Annotated in this window: 11 protein-coding genes and 1 pseudogene; 9 read left to right on the forward strand and 3 right to left on the reverse strand. The window is 51.0% G+C overall.

The features are described from left to right. Positions 1–166: 166 nt before the first annotated feature. The 7 genes from METH11B_RS0106630 (at position 167) to METH11B_RS0106660 (ending at position 8,179) form a co-directional block, all read left to right on the forward strand. A complete protein-coding gene (locus tag METH11B_RS0106630; RefSeq protein WP_026601353.1) occupies positions 167–961 on the forward strand; it encodes a ParB/RepB/Spo0J family partition protein in 795 nt (264 codons plus the stop codon). A gap of 204 nt (positions 962–1,165) precedes the next feature. Continuing rightward, the gene (locus tag METH11B_RS0106635) at positions 1,166–2,149 is read left to right on the forward strand and encodes an alpha/beta hydrolase (protein ID WP_036276993.1); all 984 of its coding nucleotides are present in this window, start codon (positions 1,166–1,168) and stop codon (positions 2,147–2,149) included. A gap of 130 nt (positions 2,150–2,279) precedes the next feature. Further along, positions 2,280–3,056, forward strand: a complete 777-nt coding sequence (locus tag METH11B_RS0106640; protein WP_026601355.1) for an exodeoxyribonuclease III — start codon at positions 2,280–2,282, stop codon at positions 3,054–3,056. A 594-nt stretch (positions 3,057–3,650) separates the two neighbouring features. Continuing rightward, on the forward strand, positions 3,651–4,706 hold the full coding sequence (glnL, locus tag METH11B_RS0106645) for a nitrogen regulation protein NR(II) (protein WP_020482512.1): 1,056 nt from the start codon (positions 3,651–3,653) through the stop codon (positions 4,704–4,706). Continuing rightward, positions 4,693–6,114, forward strand: a complete 1,422-nt coding sequence (gene ntrC, locus METH11B_RS0106650) for a nitrogen regulation protein NR(I) (protein WP_026601356.1) — start codon at positions 4,693–4,695, stop codon at positions 6,112–6,114. Before glnL ends, ntrC begins: the two co-directional genes overlap by 14 nt. 177 nt (positions 6,115–6,291) lie before the next feature. Then, positions 6,292–7,659, forward strand: coding sequence for a hypothetical protein (locus tag METH11B_RS0106655; RefSeq protein ID WP_026601357.1), 1,368 nt, complete (start codon positions 6,292–6,294; stop codon positions 7,657–7,659). Positions 7,660–7,678: 19 nt separating this feature from the next. After that, a complete protein-coding gene (locus METH11B_RS0106660) occupies positions 7,679–8,179 on the forward strand; it encodes a hypothetical protein (protein WP_026601358.1) in 501 nt (166 codons plus the stop codon). On the opposite strand, the gene METH11B_RS0106665 is transcribed toward METH11B_RS0106660, so the two are convergent. Then, positions 8,165–8,980: a DUF2066 domain-containing protein gene (locus tag METH11B_RS0106665; RefSeq protein WP_231499593.1), complete on the reverse strand. Its 816-nt coding sequence runs from the start codon at positions 8,978–8,980 to the stop codon at positions 8,165–8,167. The genes METH11B_RS0106660 and METH11B_RS0106665 overlap by 15 nt on opposite strands. A 96-nt stretch (positions 8,981–9,076) precedes the next feature. Between METH11B_RS0106665 and purM the strand changes: the two genes are divergently transcribed. Next, positions 9,077–10,120, forward strand: coding sequence for a phosphoribosylformylglycinamidine cyclo-ligase (gene purM / locus METH11B_RS0106670; RefSeq protein ID WP_026601360.1), 1,044 nt, complete (start codon positions 9,077–9,079; stop codon positions 10,118–10,120). A 317-nt stretch (positions 10,121–10,437) separates the two neighbouring features. Here the strand turns inward: purM and METH11B_RS0106675 are convergent, their stop codons facing one another. Further along, positions 10,438–11,187, reverse strand: a complete 750-nt coding sequence (locus METH11B_RS0106675; protein ID WP_026601361.1) for a PEP-CTERM sorting domain-containing protein — start codon at positions 11,185–11,187, stop codon at positions 10,438–10,440. A 131-nt stretch (positions 11,188–11,318) separates the two neighbouring features. Continuing rightward, positions 11,319–12,770, reverse strand: coding sequence for an alkaline phosphatase PhoX (locus METH11B_RS0106680; protein ID WP_026601362.1), 1,452 nt, complete (start codon positions 12,768–12,770; stop codon positions 11,319–11,321). A gap of 515 nt (positions 12,771–13,285) precedes the next feature. Between METH11B_RS0106680 and METH11B_RS26310 the strand changes: the two are divergent. Beyond that, positions 13,286–14,435 (forward strand): annotated as a pseudogene (locus METH11B_RS26310) (IS3 family transposase). Positions 14,436–15,033 lie beyond the last annotated feature (598 nt).

Below are 15,033 nucleotides of genomic sequence, written 5' to 3' on the forward strand. Positions count from 1 at the left end.
AGGGCAATTCCATTTTAGGCCGTTAGCATCTCCGGAAAGAGGACTTAGGCGATTGAATTTCGTATAAAAAAATGCGATGGTGGTACCGTAAATCCTGCGTTAGTAAGATATTGGCTTAAGCTCGCTTAAGTCTTTTTATAGACACCTGACAACCCAGAGAAAGCCTATGCTCGCTACCAAACGCTACGAATATTTACCCATCGAACAAATCGAATTTCATCACACGCTCACCAACCATAGAGAACTAGATCGGGCCAAGGTCGCGCATCTGGAAAAAGACATCGTGGTCAATGGCCTGTTCGAGCCACTGGTGGTTTGGGAGCGTAACAACCGCGAATATTATCTGGTCGGCGGCTTTCATCGCATGGAGGCCATTCAAGGCATCCGCCGCGCCAATCCCGGCTATTTCGATAGAGTGGACGTCAGAATCGTCACCGGCGACCCGGATGAAATCAAGGCGCTGAATCTAAAACTGAATTCCGACCGCGTCGACACCCGCATCACCGATTATTTCCAGACCGTGATTTACTTGAACAATGCCAACTGGTCCAGAGAGCGCATCGCCGAATTCTTCGACAAAAGCATCAGCTGGATCGACGACATCATTCGCTACGCCCCGCTGACCACGGAAGCAATGCGCGAAAAACTGGCCGGCGGCGAGTTGTCCTGGGCCAGGGCACGCGACATCTTGCGTAAAGCCTTAAACGCACCGCCCGGCAACGAAAAAGACATTATCGAAAGCGAACTGTCCCGACCCGCGCAGCCCGTTGCCAAACCCCTACCCTTCCATACAACGATCAAACGTTTATCCAGCTCGGTTAAAGCCGATCCCAAACGCACGTTTAAAGTCAGCACCCAGGATATTTACGCCTTGGTGCTGACCTTGCGCGGCAAAAACGTCGATCAGGAGGCCATCGAACGGGTGCGTAAAGCCTTTCCTATTTTGTGGGACGATGAATAGTTCGATAACCGGAAACTAGCCATTCCTGAATTGTCATAAAACCATTCGCCCGCGTCAGCTAAGATAAGTTTGACTGGAACAATCCTCCGCTTAGCGAATCATAAGCGGGGGAAACTTTGGGAAATTCAATGCTGAAATAATGTGTTAGCAATGAAAAATCTTATTTTGAAAATAGTGAACGCTCGCAAACCGTATCGGAAACGCATGCCGCCGTTGGCTGGCGTATTGCTGCTCTCGCTGAGCGGCTGTATGCCGATGAGCTATCCACCCGGCGCTAAGACCAATACCGCGCAGCTGGGCGAGAATACTTTTCTAACCGAAGACGGCGCCAGTCTACCGCTACGCCGCTGGCTGCCCGACACCGAACCCAATGCAGTGATCATCGCGCTGCACGGCTTTAACGATTACAGCCACTTCTTCGATGCGCCGGGCAACTATTTCAGCAAACTCGGCATCGCCTGTTTCGCTTACGACCAACGCGGTTTTGGCGCAGCACCACAGCGCGGCTTGTGGGCGGGCAGCGAGGCTTACGCACAGGATTTAAAACAATTAACCCGCCTGCTGAAACAGCGCTACCCGAACAAACCACTTTACCTACTGGGCGAAAGCATGGGCGGCGCGATTGTGATTACCGCCGTACAGCAGGACGATATGCCGGATGTGGCCGGCATCATCCTCGCCGCGCCGGCGCTATGGGCCAGGTCGACCATGCCTTGGTATCAAACCAGTTTGTTATGGACGCTGGCGCATAGTCTACCCTGGCTAACCTTGACCGGTAGCGGGCTGGAGATCATGCCGTCGGATAATATCGACATGCTGCGGGCGATGGGCCGCGATCCGATGGTGATCAAGGCCACCCGCGTGGAAACGGTATACGGCTTAACCAACCTGATGGACGCCGCGTTCGACAGCGCCGGCTCGCTTCGGGCGCATACGCTAATGCTGTACGGCGAGAAAGACGAAGTCATCCCCAAGGAACCCACCTACGCTTTCTTGCAACAAATGCTGAACACCACCGATACAGCGGAAAAAACCGTGGCTATTTACCAGAACGGTTACCACATGCTGCTCCGCGATCTGCAAGCCCCTACCGCCTGGCAAGACATCGTCGCCTGGATTAAATCCGGCCCGAACCAGCTGCCTTCCGGTGCGGATAGCCGCGCCCGGCAATTGTTGAGTAAGGGCTAAAGCCTTTTTACCGGCAGACGCGCGCGGAGTGTGTCGGCCAAAAGTCAGTAAGCGCTTTTGGGGCGATGGCATCGAAACTGTTAAACTGCGACGCAGTTTATTAACCTAACCCTTAGATCCCCCACTATCCATGCTCCGCATCATCTCCGTCAATCTAAACGGCATTCGTTCGGCAACCAGAAAAGGTTTTTACGACTGGTTAGACACCCAAAATCCAGACTTCGTCTGCCTACAGGAACTCAAAGCCCAGGCCAGCGATATGACAGCCGAGATGCTGGCTCCGAAAGGTCTACACGGTTATTTTCATTATGCTGAAAAGAAAGGCTACAGCGGCGTAGGCATCTACAGCAAACAGCCGGCAGATGCAGTAATAGCAGGCTTAGGGCATGCCGACATCGATAGCGAGGGCCGCTATCTGGAAGTGCAAGTCGGTAATCTATCGGTCATTTCCCTATACCTACCGTCCGGCTCCAGCAGCGAGGAGCGGCAAACTGTCAAATACAGCGTGATGGAGCGCTTCAACCCGCATCTTGCCGAACTGAAAGCCAGCGGTCGGGAAGTAGTAATTTGCGGTGACTGGAATATCGCCCACAAAGAAGCCGATTTGAAAAACTGGCGCGGCAATCAGAAAAACTCCGGTTTTTTACCGGCGGAAAGGGCCTGGATGACCCAAGTTTACGATGAGTTGGGCTGGGTGGACGTCTATCGCCGTCTGCATCCAGACGCTACCGACACCTGCTACACCTGGTGGAGCAATCGCGGCCAGGCTTGGGCCAAGAATGTCGGTTGGCGCATCGATTATCAAGTCGCCACGCCGGGCATTGCCAGCCGAGCGCAGTCAACCAGCATTTTTAAAGAGCAACGCTTCAGCGACCATGCGCCGTTGATCGTCGATTACGCTGACTAGTCGCCAATCGACAAGTGCACCGAATTAGCGACACAGCTGTTCGATTGACGCACCAGCCTGGTTACTCGTGCTGACAGGCGCACCAATTCAGATCAAAGTTTGTCATCGACAGGGAAATACCCTATAAAAAATCTTATCACCCAAGCGCCCCAACCGGTTTATTAACCAGCTCCCTCAACCCATGGTGCGGTCATTTCCGCAGACACAGGGGCCAGCATACTTGATGCAAACGGCTAGACTTGACCGCTATCACCCCGTAACTTCGCTTGACTCAATTTAAACTCACTAGCACCAATATGGTGCATACATATAGCGCACAGCCGAGCATCCGAGTTTGCTGATAGGCTTCTCAAACATTTTTGCCGCCGTGATGGATATTGATCCTATACCAGCGCATAAGGCTTAAAGCCGGGATAGTGATAAAAACCCCAGCCCTAGCCCACCTTTGCACTAACATGAGCCATCAATTCGGGCGAACGCACTAATATTGTGCATTCGAGCTGTTTTTTACCCGGTAAATGGGCCGATAAGGCAACTTTAGGCTTGGCGTACAAATTGCTTATTCACTATAACCCTTAAAACTTAAATTAACCCGTGCACAAAAAGATACTGGATCACTTAAACGAAGCAATCCTGCTGTTTGACAAGGACTTGCGCCTGACCTATATCAATCCCGCCGGCGAGATGCTGCTTGCCGACAGCGCTAAACATTTGCTTGGCCAAACGGCGCACAAACTATTCAAAACCGCGCATAACACCCTATTTAACGATTTGCTGCCGCGTTTGTATTTGCTGGAGCCGCTGGTCGATAGAGAATTAATCCTAGAGCGGCTAAGTCAATCGATTACGGTTAACCTAAGCGCCACACCGTTGCTCGAGGATGGAAAATTAAGCGAAATCCTGATCGAACTGCAACAAGTAGACCGGCATTTACGCATTACCAAGGAAGAACAATTGCTGGCCCAACAAAACACCAGCCGCATGCTGGTGCGCGGCTTGGCGCATGAAATCAAGAATCCGCTGGGCGGTTTGCGCGGCGCGGCGCAATTGCTGGACCTGGAACTGCAAGATCCTGAATTAAAGGAATATACGCAAATCATTATCGCCGAGTCCGACCGCTTGCAGGATCTAATGGACAAAATGCTCGGCCCCAACAAACCCGCGCATAAAAGCCAGCTGAATATTCACGAAGTACTGGAACGCGTCCGACATCTGGTCACGGTAGAAGCCGCCCACGGCATTATGCTGCATACCAATTACGACCCGAGCATCCCGGAGATTTTCGCCGACAAAAACCAGCTGATCCAGGCCATTCTGAATATCGTCCGCAATGCTGTGCAAGCCGTGCAGAACCACGGTGTGATTACCATGAAAACCCGGGTGCAACGGCATATGACCATAGGGCGCAAACGCTACAAGCTGACCGTCAAAATCGACATTATCGATAACGGCCCGGGTATCAAACCCGAGCTGATGGGACAGATTTTTTATCCAATGATTACCGGCCGTGCCGAGGGCACCGGACTTGGCCTATCTATTGCGCAATCTTTGATCAACCAGCATAACGGCTTGATTGAATGCGAAAGCGAGCCGGGCAACACCGTATTTTCCATCTACCTACCTTTGGAGACGAATCATGCAAATACCTGACAAGGTCTGGATTGTCGATGATGACAAATCCATCCGCTGGGTACTTGAAAAAGCCTTGCAAAAAGCCGGCGTGCATACGCAAAGCTTCGCCAGCGCCAACGAATTGTTGAAATCACTACCTGGCGGGCTACCGCAAGTATTGATCACCGATATTCGCATGCCGGGCATGGACGGCTTCGAGTTGTTGCGGAACATTCAAAACAGTTATCCGGATTTACCGGTGATCGTGATGACCGCTCATTCCGACCTGGAAAGCGCGGTGTCGGCGTTTCACGGCGGGGCGTTCGAATACCTGCCTAAACCCTTCGATGTCACCGAAGTCGTCGAAACCGTACAACGCGCCTGCGCTCACAGCAAACAACGGCAAAGCGACATTGTGCAAGCCCCGCCGACCGTGGAGGAAACTCCGGAAATCATCGGCGAAGCGCCGGCCATGCAAGAAGTGTTTCGGGCGATAGGCCGTCTGGCGCGCTCGCACATCACCGTACTGATTAACGGCGAATCCGGCACAGGTAAGGAACTGGTCGCCAAGGCCCTGCATCGCCACAGTCCGCGCGCCGAGCAACCGTTCATAGCCCTGAATATGGCGGCCATTCCTAAAGACTTGATGGAATCCGAACTATTCGGCCATGAAAAAGGTGCGTTTACCGGTGCCCAAGCCCGGCGTATCGGTCGATTCGAACAAGCCAACAACGGCACATTGTTTCTGGATGAAATCGGCGACATGCCCGCCGAATTGCAAACCCGCTTGCTGCGGGTACTGGCGGACAATGAGTTTTATCCCGTAGGTGCTCACACCTCGGTAAGAGTGAACGTGCGCATCATCGCCGCCACCCACCAGGACCTGGAAGCGCTGGTGGCCCAGGGCCGGTTTCGGGAAGACTTGTTTCACCGACTGAACGTGATTCGGATTCATATTCCGCCATTGCGCGAACGCAGGCAGGATATAGGCTTGTTGATGCGGCATTATCTGTATCAAAGCGCGAAGGAACTGAATACCGAGATCAAACTGTTAAAGCCGGAAACCGAGGCATTTTTAAGCGGTTTGAAGTGGCCTGGTAATGTGCGGCAACTGGAAAATATCTGCCGCTGGCTGACGGTGATGGCCTCCGGCCGGGAAATTCATCTGGAAGATTTACCGCCGGAACTGACCCACAATAGCGGCGATTCCGCATCCGGCGAAACAACACCGGGAGATTGGGAAAGCCAGTTTAAAAACTGGGTCAAGCAACAATTAACGACCGGCAAAGTGGACATCGCCAAACAGGCTATTCCCACCTTAGAAACTCTGTTGATTGAAGCGGCTTTGAATCATACGCATGGTCGCAAACACGAAGCAGCACTGTTGCTGGGCTATGGTCGTAATACCTTGACCCGCAAAATCAAGGAGCTAGATATTAAAGAATAAGCGCCCCCGCTGCCGGGAAACCGCCATTTCCTGCACAGCGGGGCGTCCTCGATAGCCGTTTGCTGAGGCATTTTGGCCGGCAAAAACCGGCAGGTTTTTTTATCCGTTTAAATGCCTTCGGTGTATACTCCCGCCGTCTGATTAACCTCAATAACAAGCAGAGAAGGTTTATATCTAATGGCGGATAAAACGGTAAGTAAACACCTGACCAATCTTGAAAGACAGTTCGCGGCGAACGATCCGGTTTTGCAAAAAACCGCCAAGATATTTCAGGATCTCGATGAAATCGAGTTTGAACTGGGTTTGATCGATAACGACGAGACTACCGCGCGCAAAACCAGTTGGTGGCCAATTGTCAGCACCTTGGGCGGTTACTCACCAGCCAAATCAGACTTTGTCAATCGCTACCTGGGCGTACAACTGCACACCGCCCGCCATAAATTCACCGTACTGCAATATACACCGCAAACCAATACCGCTACCCTACCCGGTACCGCATTGGACGCCGACCACCGCTTGCCGTTTTATCAAATCAGCCGTCAAATCGATTTGGCCGCCAACGGCGAAGGCAGCAAACTTAACGGTTATCTGGAACTGGTCACCGTCAATAGCGGCAAATTGAAAAATAAGCTGTTGATCGACACTCCGGTATTAAATCCGGCGGCGGAAAATCCGGTGTCCGGCCTACTGCGGAAATACGTAATAGGCATCTCCGATCTGGTACTGGTATTTAACGACTTATTCGAAGCCGACGCCGATTTGATCAAGGACACCCTGGCAGAGATCGTTGCCCACCAGGATGCCAACAAATTTATATTCGTCATCGATCATTCCGAAATCACTATCGATGCGCTGAAAAGCCAGGAAATCGCCGCATCCTGGCAACGCCGCCTGGCCGAACTGGGCATCCACACCGGCCAATTCATTGTGTTATCGCAATCCGGCGATACCTCGCTGTTCGATCAGCGCTTCAACAACATTAATAATGATCGCTCATACCGCATACTCGGCACACTAGAAAACAGTATCCGCGCAATTGACGACACCATTTTCCCGGAAGTGGAAGAAGCCTTGACCACCTGGAAAGATAGATGCAACGCCTCCACCTTAATCGTGCTGGGTTTTGTGGTGATGTTGATGTTATTTGCAGAAATCGCCGTGGGCATCCTCGAATTACTGATCGATCCGCTGATAGGCCCAGCCATTCTCGCGGTGTTGATCGGCGTGTTGACGCCGCTACATATAGTCGTCAGCCGGGTGCATGCCAAATTCCTGATCAAGCAATTGCACAAGCGGCAAAAACAGTTAAATCTCAGCGAAGATTTGGCGGGGTTGTTTGAAAAAAGCCTGAGCTTCTGGCGAATTTTGATGCCGATCACCGACCCGGTCGGTAAAACCAAGAAAAACCGTAAAAAGCTAAACGGTCTTATCGAGCAAAGCAAAGATTTGGTGCAAGCTCTGAACGACCAGTTCAGCCATAGTCAGCAACCGGAATATCGCAGCCAATACGACGCGTATCCTTATGCCGACTCTGAGGAAAACTGATTAAGTAGCGTGCATCGTAATGGAAATCTTCAGACATTATTTCCCGCTGTGCTGGTTCAATGTCTCGGTCTTGGACCTGCCCAGATCGACGCGCTTTTTTAAAAACAATGCGATTTTTTATTTTATCGCCGTGTTTTTTATTCAATTCAACATGTCTGACGACATCGACGCAATCTTCGAGGTAGCCTTGGAAGTATTGCTAACCCTGGGCTTTATCGCGCTGGTGTTAGTACTGAATAAAACCTTTTATACCTTCATACAAGTCGCGTCGGCCATTTTGTTTTGTGAAAATGTCGTCGCGATCTTTCTGATCCCTATCGTGTTTTGGGTAACCGTGGCGGAAGATACGCCCAGCTATGCAACCTTGGCTTTGTTTTTCCTATGGGACATGGCAATCGTCGCGCGGATCTTTAAGGACGTATTGCAAGTGAATACACCAGCCAGCCTGGTGGTATCTTTGTTTTATTTTTTAACCACTTACGGCGGCGCTTACGGCATCTACAGCCTAGTGGGCGGCTGAGGCTTCCGGTTTAACGCCGTAATAATTGGACAGCACGTCGTAGGCACCTTGCACACCCACAACCGCTGCCGCTTTTAAAGGTAAACAAGCCCCGCTCCATTGCTTGATCTTGCCGTCAAAATAAAACGCCCATTCCCCCTGCCAGCAATCGCCTTTCTTAGCAATGCGACCGGCCATCACCGACGTCACTTCGTAGCGGGCAGATACCGCTAGTAAATTGCGTGAATCAGCGCTTAGCACTTCGCTCAGCGAGATTTTTTGCTGTTCTTCCAAATCCAACATCGGAAATATCATCGGCACGCCTTTAATTTTCGACGCAAACGCCAATGCGCTTTCCAATTCCGGCATGCTGTCAGCGTTGTAAAACCGCCGCCCCTCTTCGTCATCGACGACCAGCCACACCAGGGTTTCCGGCCTGATCTCGCTCCAAATGCCTACTTGGCTTTTGCGCATGACTTCCATCAATTGGTCTTCATCAAACTGCACTCTGAGTAAACGCGCGTCGGTGTCGGGCAGTTCGTCGGCGGAAATCAAGGAAAATTGCGATTGCTTGACGTAGTTCTGCGCACTGGACAAAGCCTGCTGCACCACCGGAATTTTGGAAATATCCTCCGACACCAAGACCCGACTTAGAACGGCATACATGGCCTGCTTGATCGCTTGCGTTCTATCCTCGGCGGACTGACTATTGGCTATCAGCTCAATCTCATACAAGCCTTTTACCTCGACAGCCTCTGCTAATGGGCAATTGCACAACAATCCCCACAAACACAGCCTTAAAAACCCGGATTTACCCTTCATAAAAACCTTGACCACAAGCCTACCCTGACAGTGCATTAATGGGAACTATAGTACAATATCGCCCGTTTCAACCTTAACTTTAACGAGAGACTGACATTGAGCGAACAACAACAAGACCGCCTGAATTATAAAAGCGCGGGCGTCGATATTGAAGCCGGCAACGCTTTAGTCGAACGCATCAAACCCATCGCGGCCAAAACCCGTAATGCGGGCGTCATGGCCGGTTTAGGCGGCTTCGGTTCGCTGTTCGAATTACCGCTGGATCGTTACAAACACCCAGTACTCGTATCCGGCACCGATGGCGTCGGCACCAAATTAAAGCTGGCGCTGGATTTAAACATCCACAACAGCGTCGGTATCGACCTAGTAGCCATGTGCGTTAACGACATTATCGTCCAGGGCGCCGAGCCGCTGTTTTTCCTGGATTATTTCGCCACCGGCAAGCTGGAAGTCGACACCGCCGCCAGTGTCATCGAAGGCATTGGTAAAGGCTGCGAACAGTCCGGCGCGGCATTAGTTGGTGGTGAAACTGCGGAAATGCCCGGCATGTACGCGGATGGCGATTACGACTTGGCCGGCTTTTGCGTCGGTATCGTCGAAAAAGGCCACATCATCGACGGTAGCAAAGTGCAAGCCGGCGACAAACTGATCGCTCTGGCCTCGTCCGGCCCGCATTCCAACGGCTATTCCTTGATTCGCAAAATCGTCGCTCGTAGTGGTCTGGCCTGGACCGATAGCGTCAACGGCAAACCACTCGGCGAGACCCTGCTAACTCCGACTCGCATCTACGTCAAACCACTGTTGGAACTGCTAAAAACCGTGCCGGTGCATGCAATGGCCCATATCACCGGCGGCGGCATTACCGAAAACCTGCCGCGCGTGTTACCCAACGGTCTGAACGCCAATGTGCAACTATCGGCCTGGCAATTGCCGGAGATTTTCGTCTGGCTGCAACAACAAGGTAACGTGGAACTGGCCGACATGCTGGTCACTTTCAACTGCGGCATCGGCATGATTGTCTGCGTCGCGGCGGAAGATGAAGCCGCCACGCTGGAAATATTGACACAGCAAGGCGAAACCGCATTCAGCATCGGCGAAATCGTCGCCGGTGACGGTAAACCTCACGTAATCTACTCCTAACTCTCAAACTATCTCCGCCGTGCCTGAATTCACAGGCACGGCGTTAAAAAGTCTTCAGTTTCACCTGCGATCAATTCAACACCAATAAAGTCATTTCCTGATCAGTCAGTTGCCAACTGATTTGAAGCAAGCCACCTCAAATCGCCATTTCCAAAGAAATTGCCAAGATCTTGAACTACGGTGATTTAGTTCTGTGACAGACTCAATACCCACAAGGGTATAAAACGAAAGGTATGTTGTTGATTCCGTTCTTGGTAAGTTTGCCTAACCTCAATCGGAATCAACCGGTTCAAAGCTTGCTTGAATCCGCTGATAACTTAAGCTTTACGACGAACGCCCAAAAAACCTAACAATGCGGAACCGAACAACCAGACGGCGCCAGGGACTGGCACAGGAGCAGCGGTGACCGTGAAGTTAGTGGTATTTGGAACTTGCGCTGCGAAAACACCGTCACCCAGGTTAGTCCAATTCGCGTTAGTATTCACCAAAGCTTTGTATTCTGCGAAAGTGGCTTTTCCGCTGCGTACGCCGTTATACCCGGCATAGTCGGTGCTGCTGTTCAATTGGACTGCGCTAGTACCTACCGCCAAACCAGTATTTGTCAAAGTACCGTTACTGCCAAACCCTCCATTAGAAACCGCAGCCAAGAATGTCGTTGGTGCATTCGCAGTTGAGCCTAATAGGGCATAAATCGTTTCGTTAGTGGCGTTCATACCATTGTCGCCGGACGCACCGAACAAAGAACCCGCCGATACTGAGCGCGATAGTTGATCATATTTGCTGAAACGCACGACAGTTCCGGCAGCAATGGTCGAAGCGCCACTGTTCCAGGACATAATACCTTCGCCGGTATTGAAAGCACCGCCCGCACCAATCGCGCTGCCGTTCCACTCATTGTCGTTGAAGTGAATCACGGTGTTGGCACCAAGATCAACGAAAGTCACGAATGAAAAACCATCTTCATCAGCGTTAAAGGAAGTAAATGCGATGTCGCCAGTTGATAAAGCAGCGTGCGCATTAACGCCAGCGGCCATCAGCACTGCCGCAGCTAAAACTTTGCGTAACATGAGATTCTCCAGTTTTTGAGTGCTCGCTTGCCTAACAAAGGCAAGTCGGCTAGTCATTCAGAAATACAAAAAAGGCCCGGCAAATGCCGAGCCCTCATTAAAATTGGAGGCGTTCCTGCCTCCCTAAGCAATTAAGCTTTGCGGCGACGCATGCCAACGAAGCCAGCTAATGCTGAACCGAACAACCAAACCGCGCCAGGTACTGGCACAGCCGCTGGCGTTGCGGTGATCCTCATCGTGCGATCAACACCGCTGTTAGGATGTTGAATGTTGACGTAAGCGACGTTTGCGTTGAATTTATCGAAGTACAAGCCAGTGAACTCGGAACCTACAGTGCCGTTAGAAGCCCAACGAGCCAGACCTTCGCCTGCGTCCAACAAATCACCGTCTTTATTGATGTCTTTGGCAAACCAAATATCGTCGTCGATAGCACCATCGCGGTCTTCGATGATGTACATATTGCCTTCGGCATCGATTGCCAAGTTATCGGCATTTCTCAAGCCGCCACCCACCGCCAAACCGGTTGCCAAATCAATGGTGTTGGAATCGGCAAACAGGCTAACGGTGTTTGTAGCTACATTGAAGTTATAAATGCGGCTACGGCCATCTGTAGTATTGGCGTTGGTGTCAGAATCTGTAGTAGCAAAATAAATCAACTGATTGCCGCCCAAATTTTGAACTTCCAAATCTTCCGGACGGTTGTAGCCGGTAGCACTCACTGCTGTAGCTGAAGCGCGGCCATCGATATTTCCGTCTTTAGCCAGAACAGAAACACCAGTTAACGCGCTACCGCTAGTGTTTGTGATAGCTTCCCAAGTAAAACCACCCGTAATAGCTGGACCGTTGTTACCTTCGAACTGGCTACCAGCACCCACTTTCATGGCGAAAGTTTGGCCTGCGGCGAAAAAGTCGTCGCCAGTGGTTGCTAACGGATTTGCTGACACGTATTTAAAAATCGAACCGCCATTCAACTCGTCGATAAAATACATGCTGTTGCTGCTGTCGAAAGCCAGACCTTCGTGAGAAACGTGCGGTACCACAGAACGTTGAATGAAGTTACCGCCATTGGCTGCTGCAGTCGTAGCGTTGGTCACTTCGAACAAACGACCTTTGCTGCTGTTTGCGCCCCAAGATTCTTCGGCAGTTAAATAACTACCCCAAGGTGTCCAGCGTGACGCATCACCTGATACAAAGCCTTGAGTACCTGGTGCAACGATAGTAGTAGTGCGAGTATTGTAGTTGCTGTCTTGCAAATCGATACGTTGTACGCCACCGGTGCCAGTTTCAAACGGCATGAACAAATAACGACCCGCGTTAGCGCCGGTTTCGTTAGCAGTGATCATGTCCCAGTTGCCTGAATTTGAGCCAGGTACCAAGGTGTTTTGCGTGGCACGATCAGCGATGGTGACTTGAGTAAAGCCTGGGTTTGACAAAGTAATTGGGGTTGCTTCGTTAGCGGTCGGACCAGCCGAGCTTGTCAGCGGAGTAAAATTATCAAACCAAGTGTCTGCCGCGTGAGCGGTCAAAGGCGAAACAACAGAGGCTACTGCCGCTGCGATCAGAGTTAATTTAAAAGCTTTCATAAAATAAACATTCCTAAAGCAAAGTCGGTTAATTGTTTTTGGTCTTCCGCAAAAATCTGCCTCACAGAATTTGCAGAAAGAATGTTAACCAGCGCTCAAGAAATTAAAGTTGCAGTTCTGTTAAGTTTTCGTGACATGTAATACGCCTCTAGAACCCAGCTTGCCGCGACTAAAATCAACTTATCTACTCTCGCTTGCAGCCCCCCTGCCTTCAACCTAGCAAATATCCAATCCCCAACGATACCCGTCGACAAAAGCCATGCACATCAGGGACTCAGCATGGCAATTAGGCAACAAGACGCTCGATAGCGGATATTTGCAATCCTGTCTCTACCAAAAGTTTGGCGTAACAAAACCAGTACTGATTCTTAAGCTTTAGAGCAATAAGGTCGCGGTCGAAAACTGGGCGCGAATGTCACAGAAGACAGAGCTGGCCCCGAAAAATTGAACAGCCGGTTAAGTGAAAATCCCTGCTACTTTTGAACGTCCGTAAGGACAAAACAATGGAGCAGAAGATGTCCAAAAAACCGAGAAGAAAACATTCGCCGGCCTTCAAGGCCAAAGTCGCCTTGGCCGCTTTGACGGGTGATAAAACCCTGGCGCAGTTGACCCAGGAGTTTGAGATTCATCAAAACCAGATTGTCGACTGGAAGAAACAGCTGACCGAACGGGCTGCCGAGGTGTTTGGGAAACCCGCGGAGCCCGAATCACCGCCAGTCGACCTGCTAGCCCTGCATGCGAAAATCGGCCAACTGACCTTGGAAAACGATTTTTTAGGGAACGCGCTCACCAAGGCGGGATTGCTGAGCGCAAAACGATGATAGACCGTGAATCCAAACTGTCGATTGGCCAGCAAGCGCACCTGTTGGGGATCAGTCGAGGTAGCGTTTACTACCTGCCCAAGCCGTTATCAGCGCGCGATCTGGACATCATGAAACGCCTGGATCGATTGCACATGAAACATCCCTTCATGGGCGCCCGGCAATTGCGAGATCAGTTGAATGAACAAGGGATCACCACTGGCCGTAAGCATGTGAAAACCTTGATACCCACAGGGCACAAGTGAAGCGGATGGGCATCGAAGCCGTGTATTGCAAGCCTAATACGAGCAAGAAAACGCCAGGGCACGAAATCTTTCCCTACTTGCTGCGCGGCATGACCATCAACCGAGCCAATCAGGTTTGGGCCCTGGATACGACCTATATTCCGATGGCAAAAGGCTTTGTTTACCTGACTGCGGTTGTGGATTGGGCCAGTCGGAAGGTCTTGGCAGCCAAGGTCGCGATTACACTGGAAGCCTGTCATGCCGTCGATGTGCTGGAACAGGCGTTTCGGCTGTATGGTAAACCGGAGATCGTTAATACCGACCAGGGTAGCCAATTCACCGCCAAGGCGTTTGTCGATGCCGTGAAAAATCAGGGTTGCCAGTTGAGCATGGACGGACGGGGCGCCTGGCGAGATAATGTTTTCGTCGAGCGATTGTGGCGATCGGTCAAATACGAGCGGGTTTACCTACATGCGTACGATTCCGTCGGCCAAGCCAGAGCCTCGATTCTGGATTATTTCGAGTGGTATAACCACAAGCGACCCCATTCCAGCTTGAACCGAAAAAAGCCTCATCAGGCCTATACCGATTTGCTGCCACCGGTCAAAATGGCAGCCTAACCAACAGCAGGGATTTCACTTTAATTTTGGGAATTGCTGTTTAAAGGTTTGGGGCCACCTCTATAAAAAAGGGAATCAATGATGTTATATGTCATTGATTCCCTTAATTAAATATGGAGCTGGCGATGGGACTCGAACCCGCGACCGGCTGATTACAAAGCCTGACAATAAAGGCGATAACCTTGTATATCAATAACTTGCCGGCTTCGCTTATACCAAACCTACCCCATTCATACTTAAGTTGCAGGACTCGAACAACATGCGCTGGTACAATTTTGGTACAGTGCACAACCACTGGATTAGCGCTGTCATTGATTCGACAGAAGGCAGATGCCGACCCATAGTTGACATTCGAACCCTTATGCTCAATGTCAGGAGGGCTTGAATTAGCAGTCATTCAACGTAAAGGTAAGGGGCGCGCCGCTCCAAGAAGCCGAGCGAAGCCGCAGAACCTGATTAAAAAGCCAACCTTCAAAACCGCATCAGAGCGGCGCGTCCCTTTGACCGTTTTGTTAGGCCGAGGATAACGCCCAAGGAAGGCCAACCTGCCGCTAAAAAAACATTTTGAATCACGGTTTAGGAGCCGATTTAATGGCCC

The organism is Methylomonas sp. 11b (assembly GCF_000515215.1).
Lineage (GTDB): Bacteria > Pseudomonadota > Gammaproteobacteria > Methylococcales > Methylomonadaceae > Methylomonas.

Excerpts from the sequence above, each read along its gene's own strand:
- METH11B_RS0106630 (WP_026601353.1), top strand. The coding sequence starts at position 167 with ATGCTCGCTACCAAACGCTACGAATATTTACCCATCGAACAAATCGAA.
- METH11B_RS0106635 (WP_036276993.1), top strand. The coding sequence starts at position 1,166 with ATGCCGCCGTTGGCTGGCGTATTGCTGCTCTCGCTGAGCGGCTGTATG.
- METH11B_RS0106680 (WP_026601362.1), bottom strand. The coding sequence starts at position 12,770 with ATGAAAGCTTTTAAATTAACTCTGATCGCAGCGGCAGTAGCCTCTGTT.
- METH11B_RS0106660 (WP_026601358.1), top strand. The coding sequence starts at position 7,679 with ATGGAAATCTTCAGACATTATTTCCCGCTGTGCTGGTTCAATGTCTCG.
- METH11B_RS0106675 (WP_026601361.1), bottom strand. The coding sequence starts at position 11,187 with ATGTTACGCAAAGTTTTAGCTGCGGCAGTGCTGATGGCCGCTGGCGTT.
- ntrC (WP_026601356.1), top strand. The coding sequence starts at position 4,693 with ATGCAAATACCTGACAAGGTCTGGATTGTCGATGATGACAAATCCATC.
- METH11B_RS0106665 (WP_231499593.1), bottom strand. The coding sequence starts at position 8,980 with ATGAAGGGTAAATCCGGGTTTTTAAGGCTGTGTTTGTGGGGATTGTTG.
- METH11B_RS0106640 (WP_026601355.1), top strand. The coding sequence starts at position 2,280 with ATGCTCCGCATCATCTCCGTCAATCTAAACGGCATTCGTTCGGCAACC.
- METH11B_RS0106655 (WP_026601357.1), top strand. The coding sequence starts at position 6,292 with ATGGCGGATAAAACGGTAAGTAAACACCTGACCAATCTTGAAAGACAG.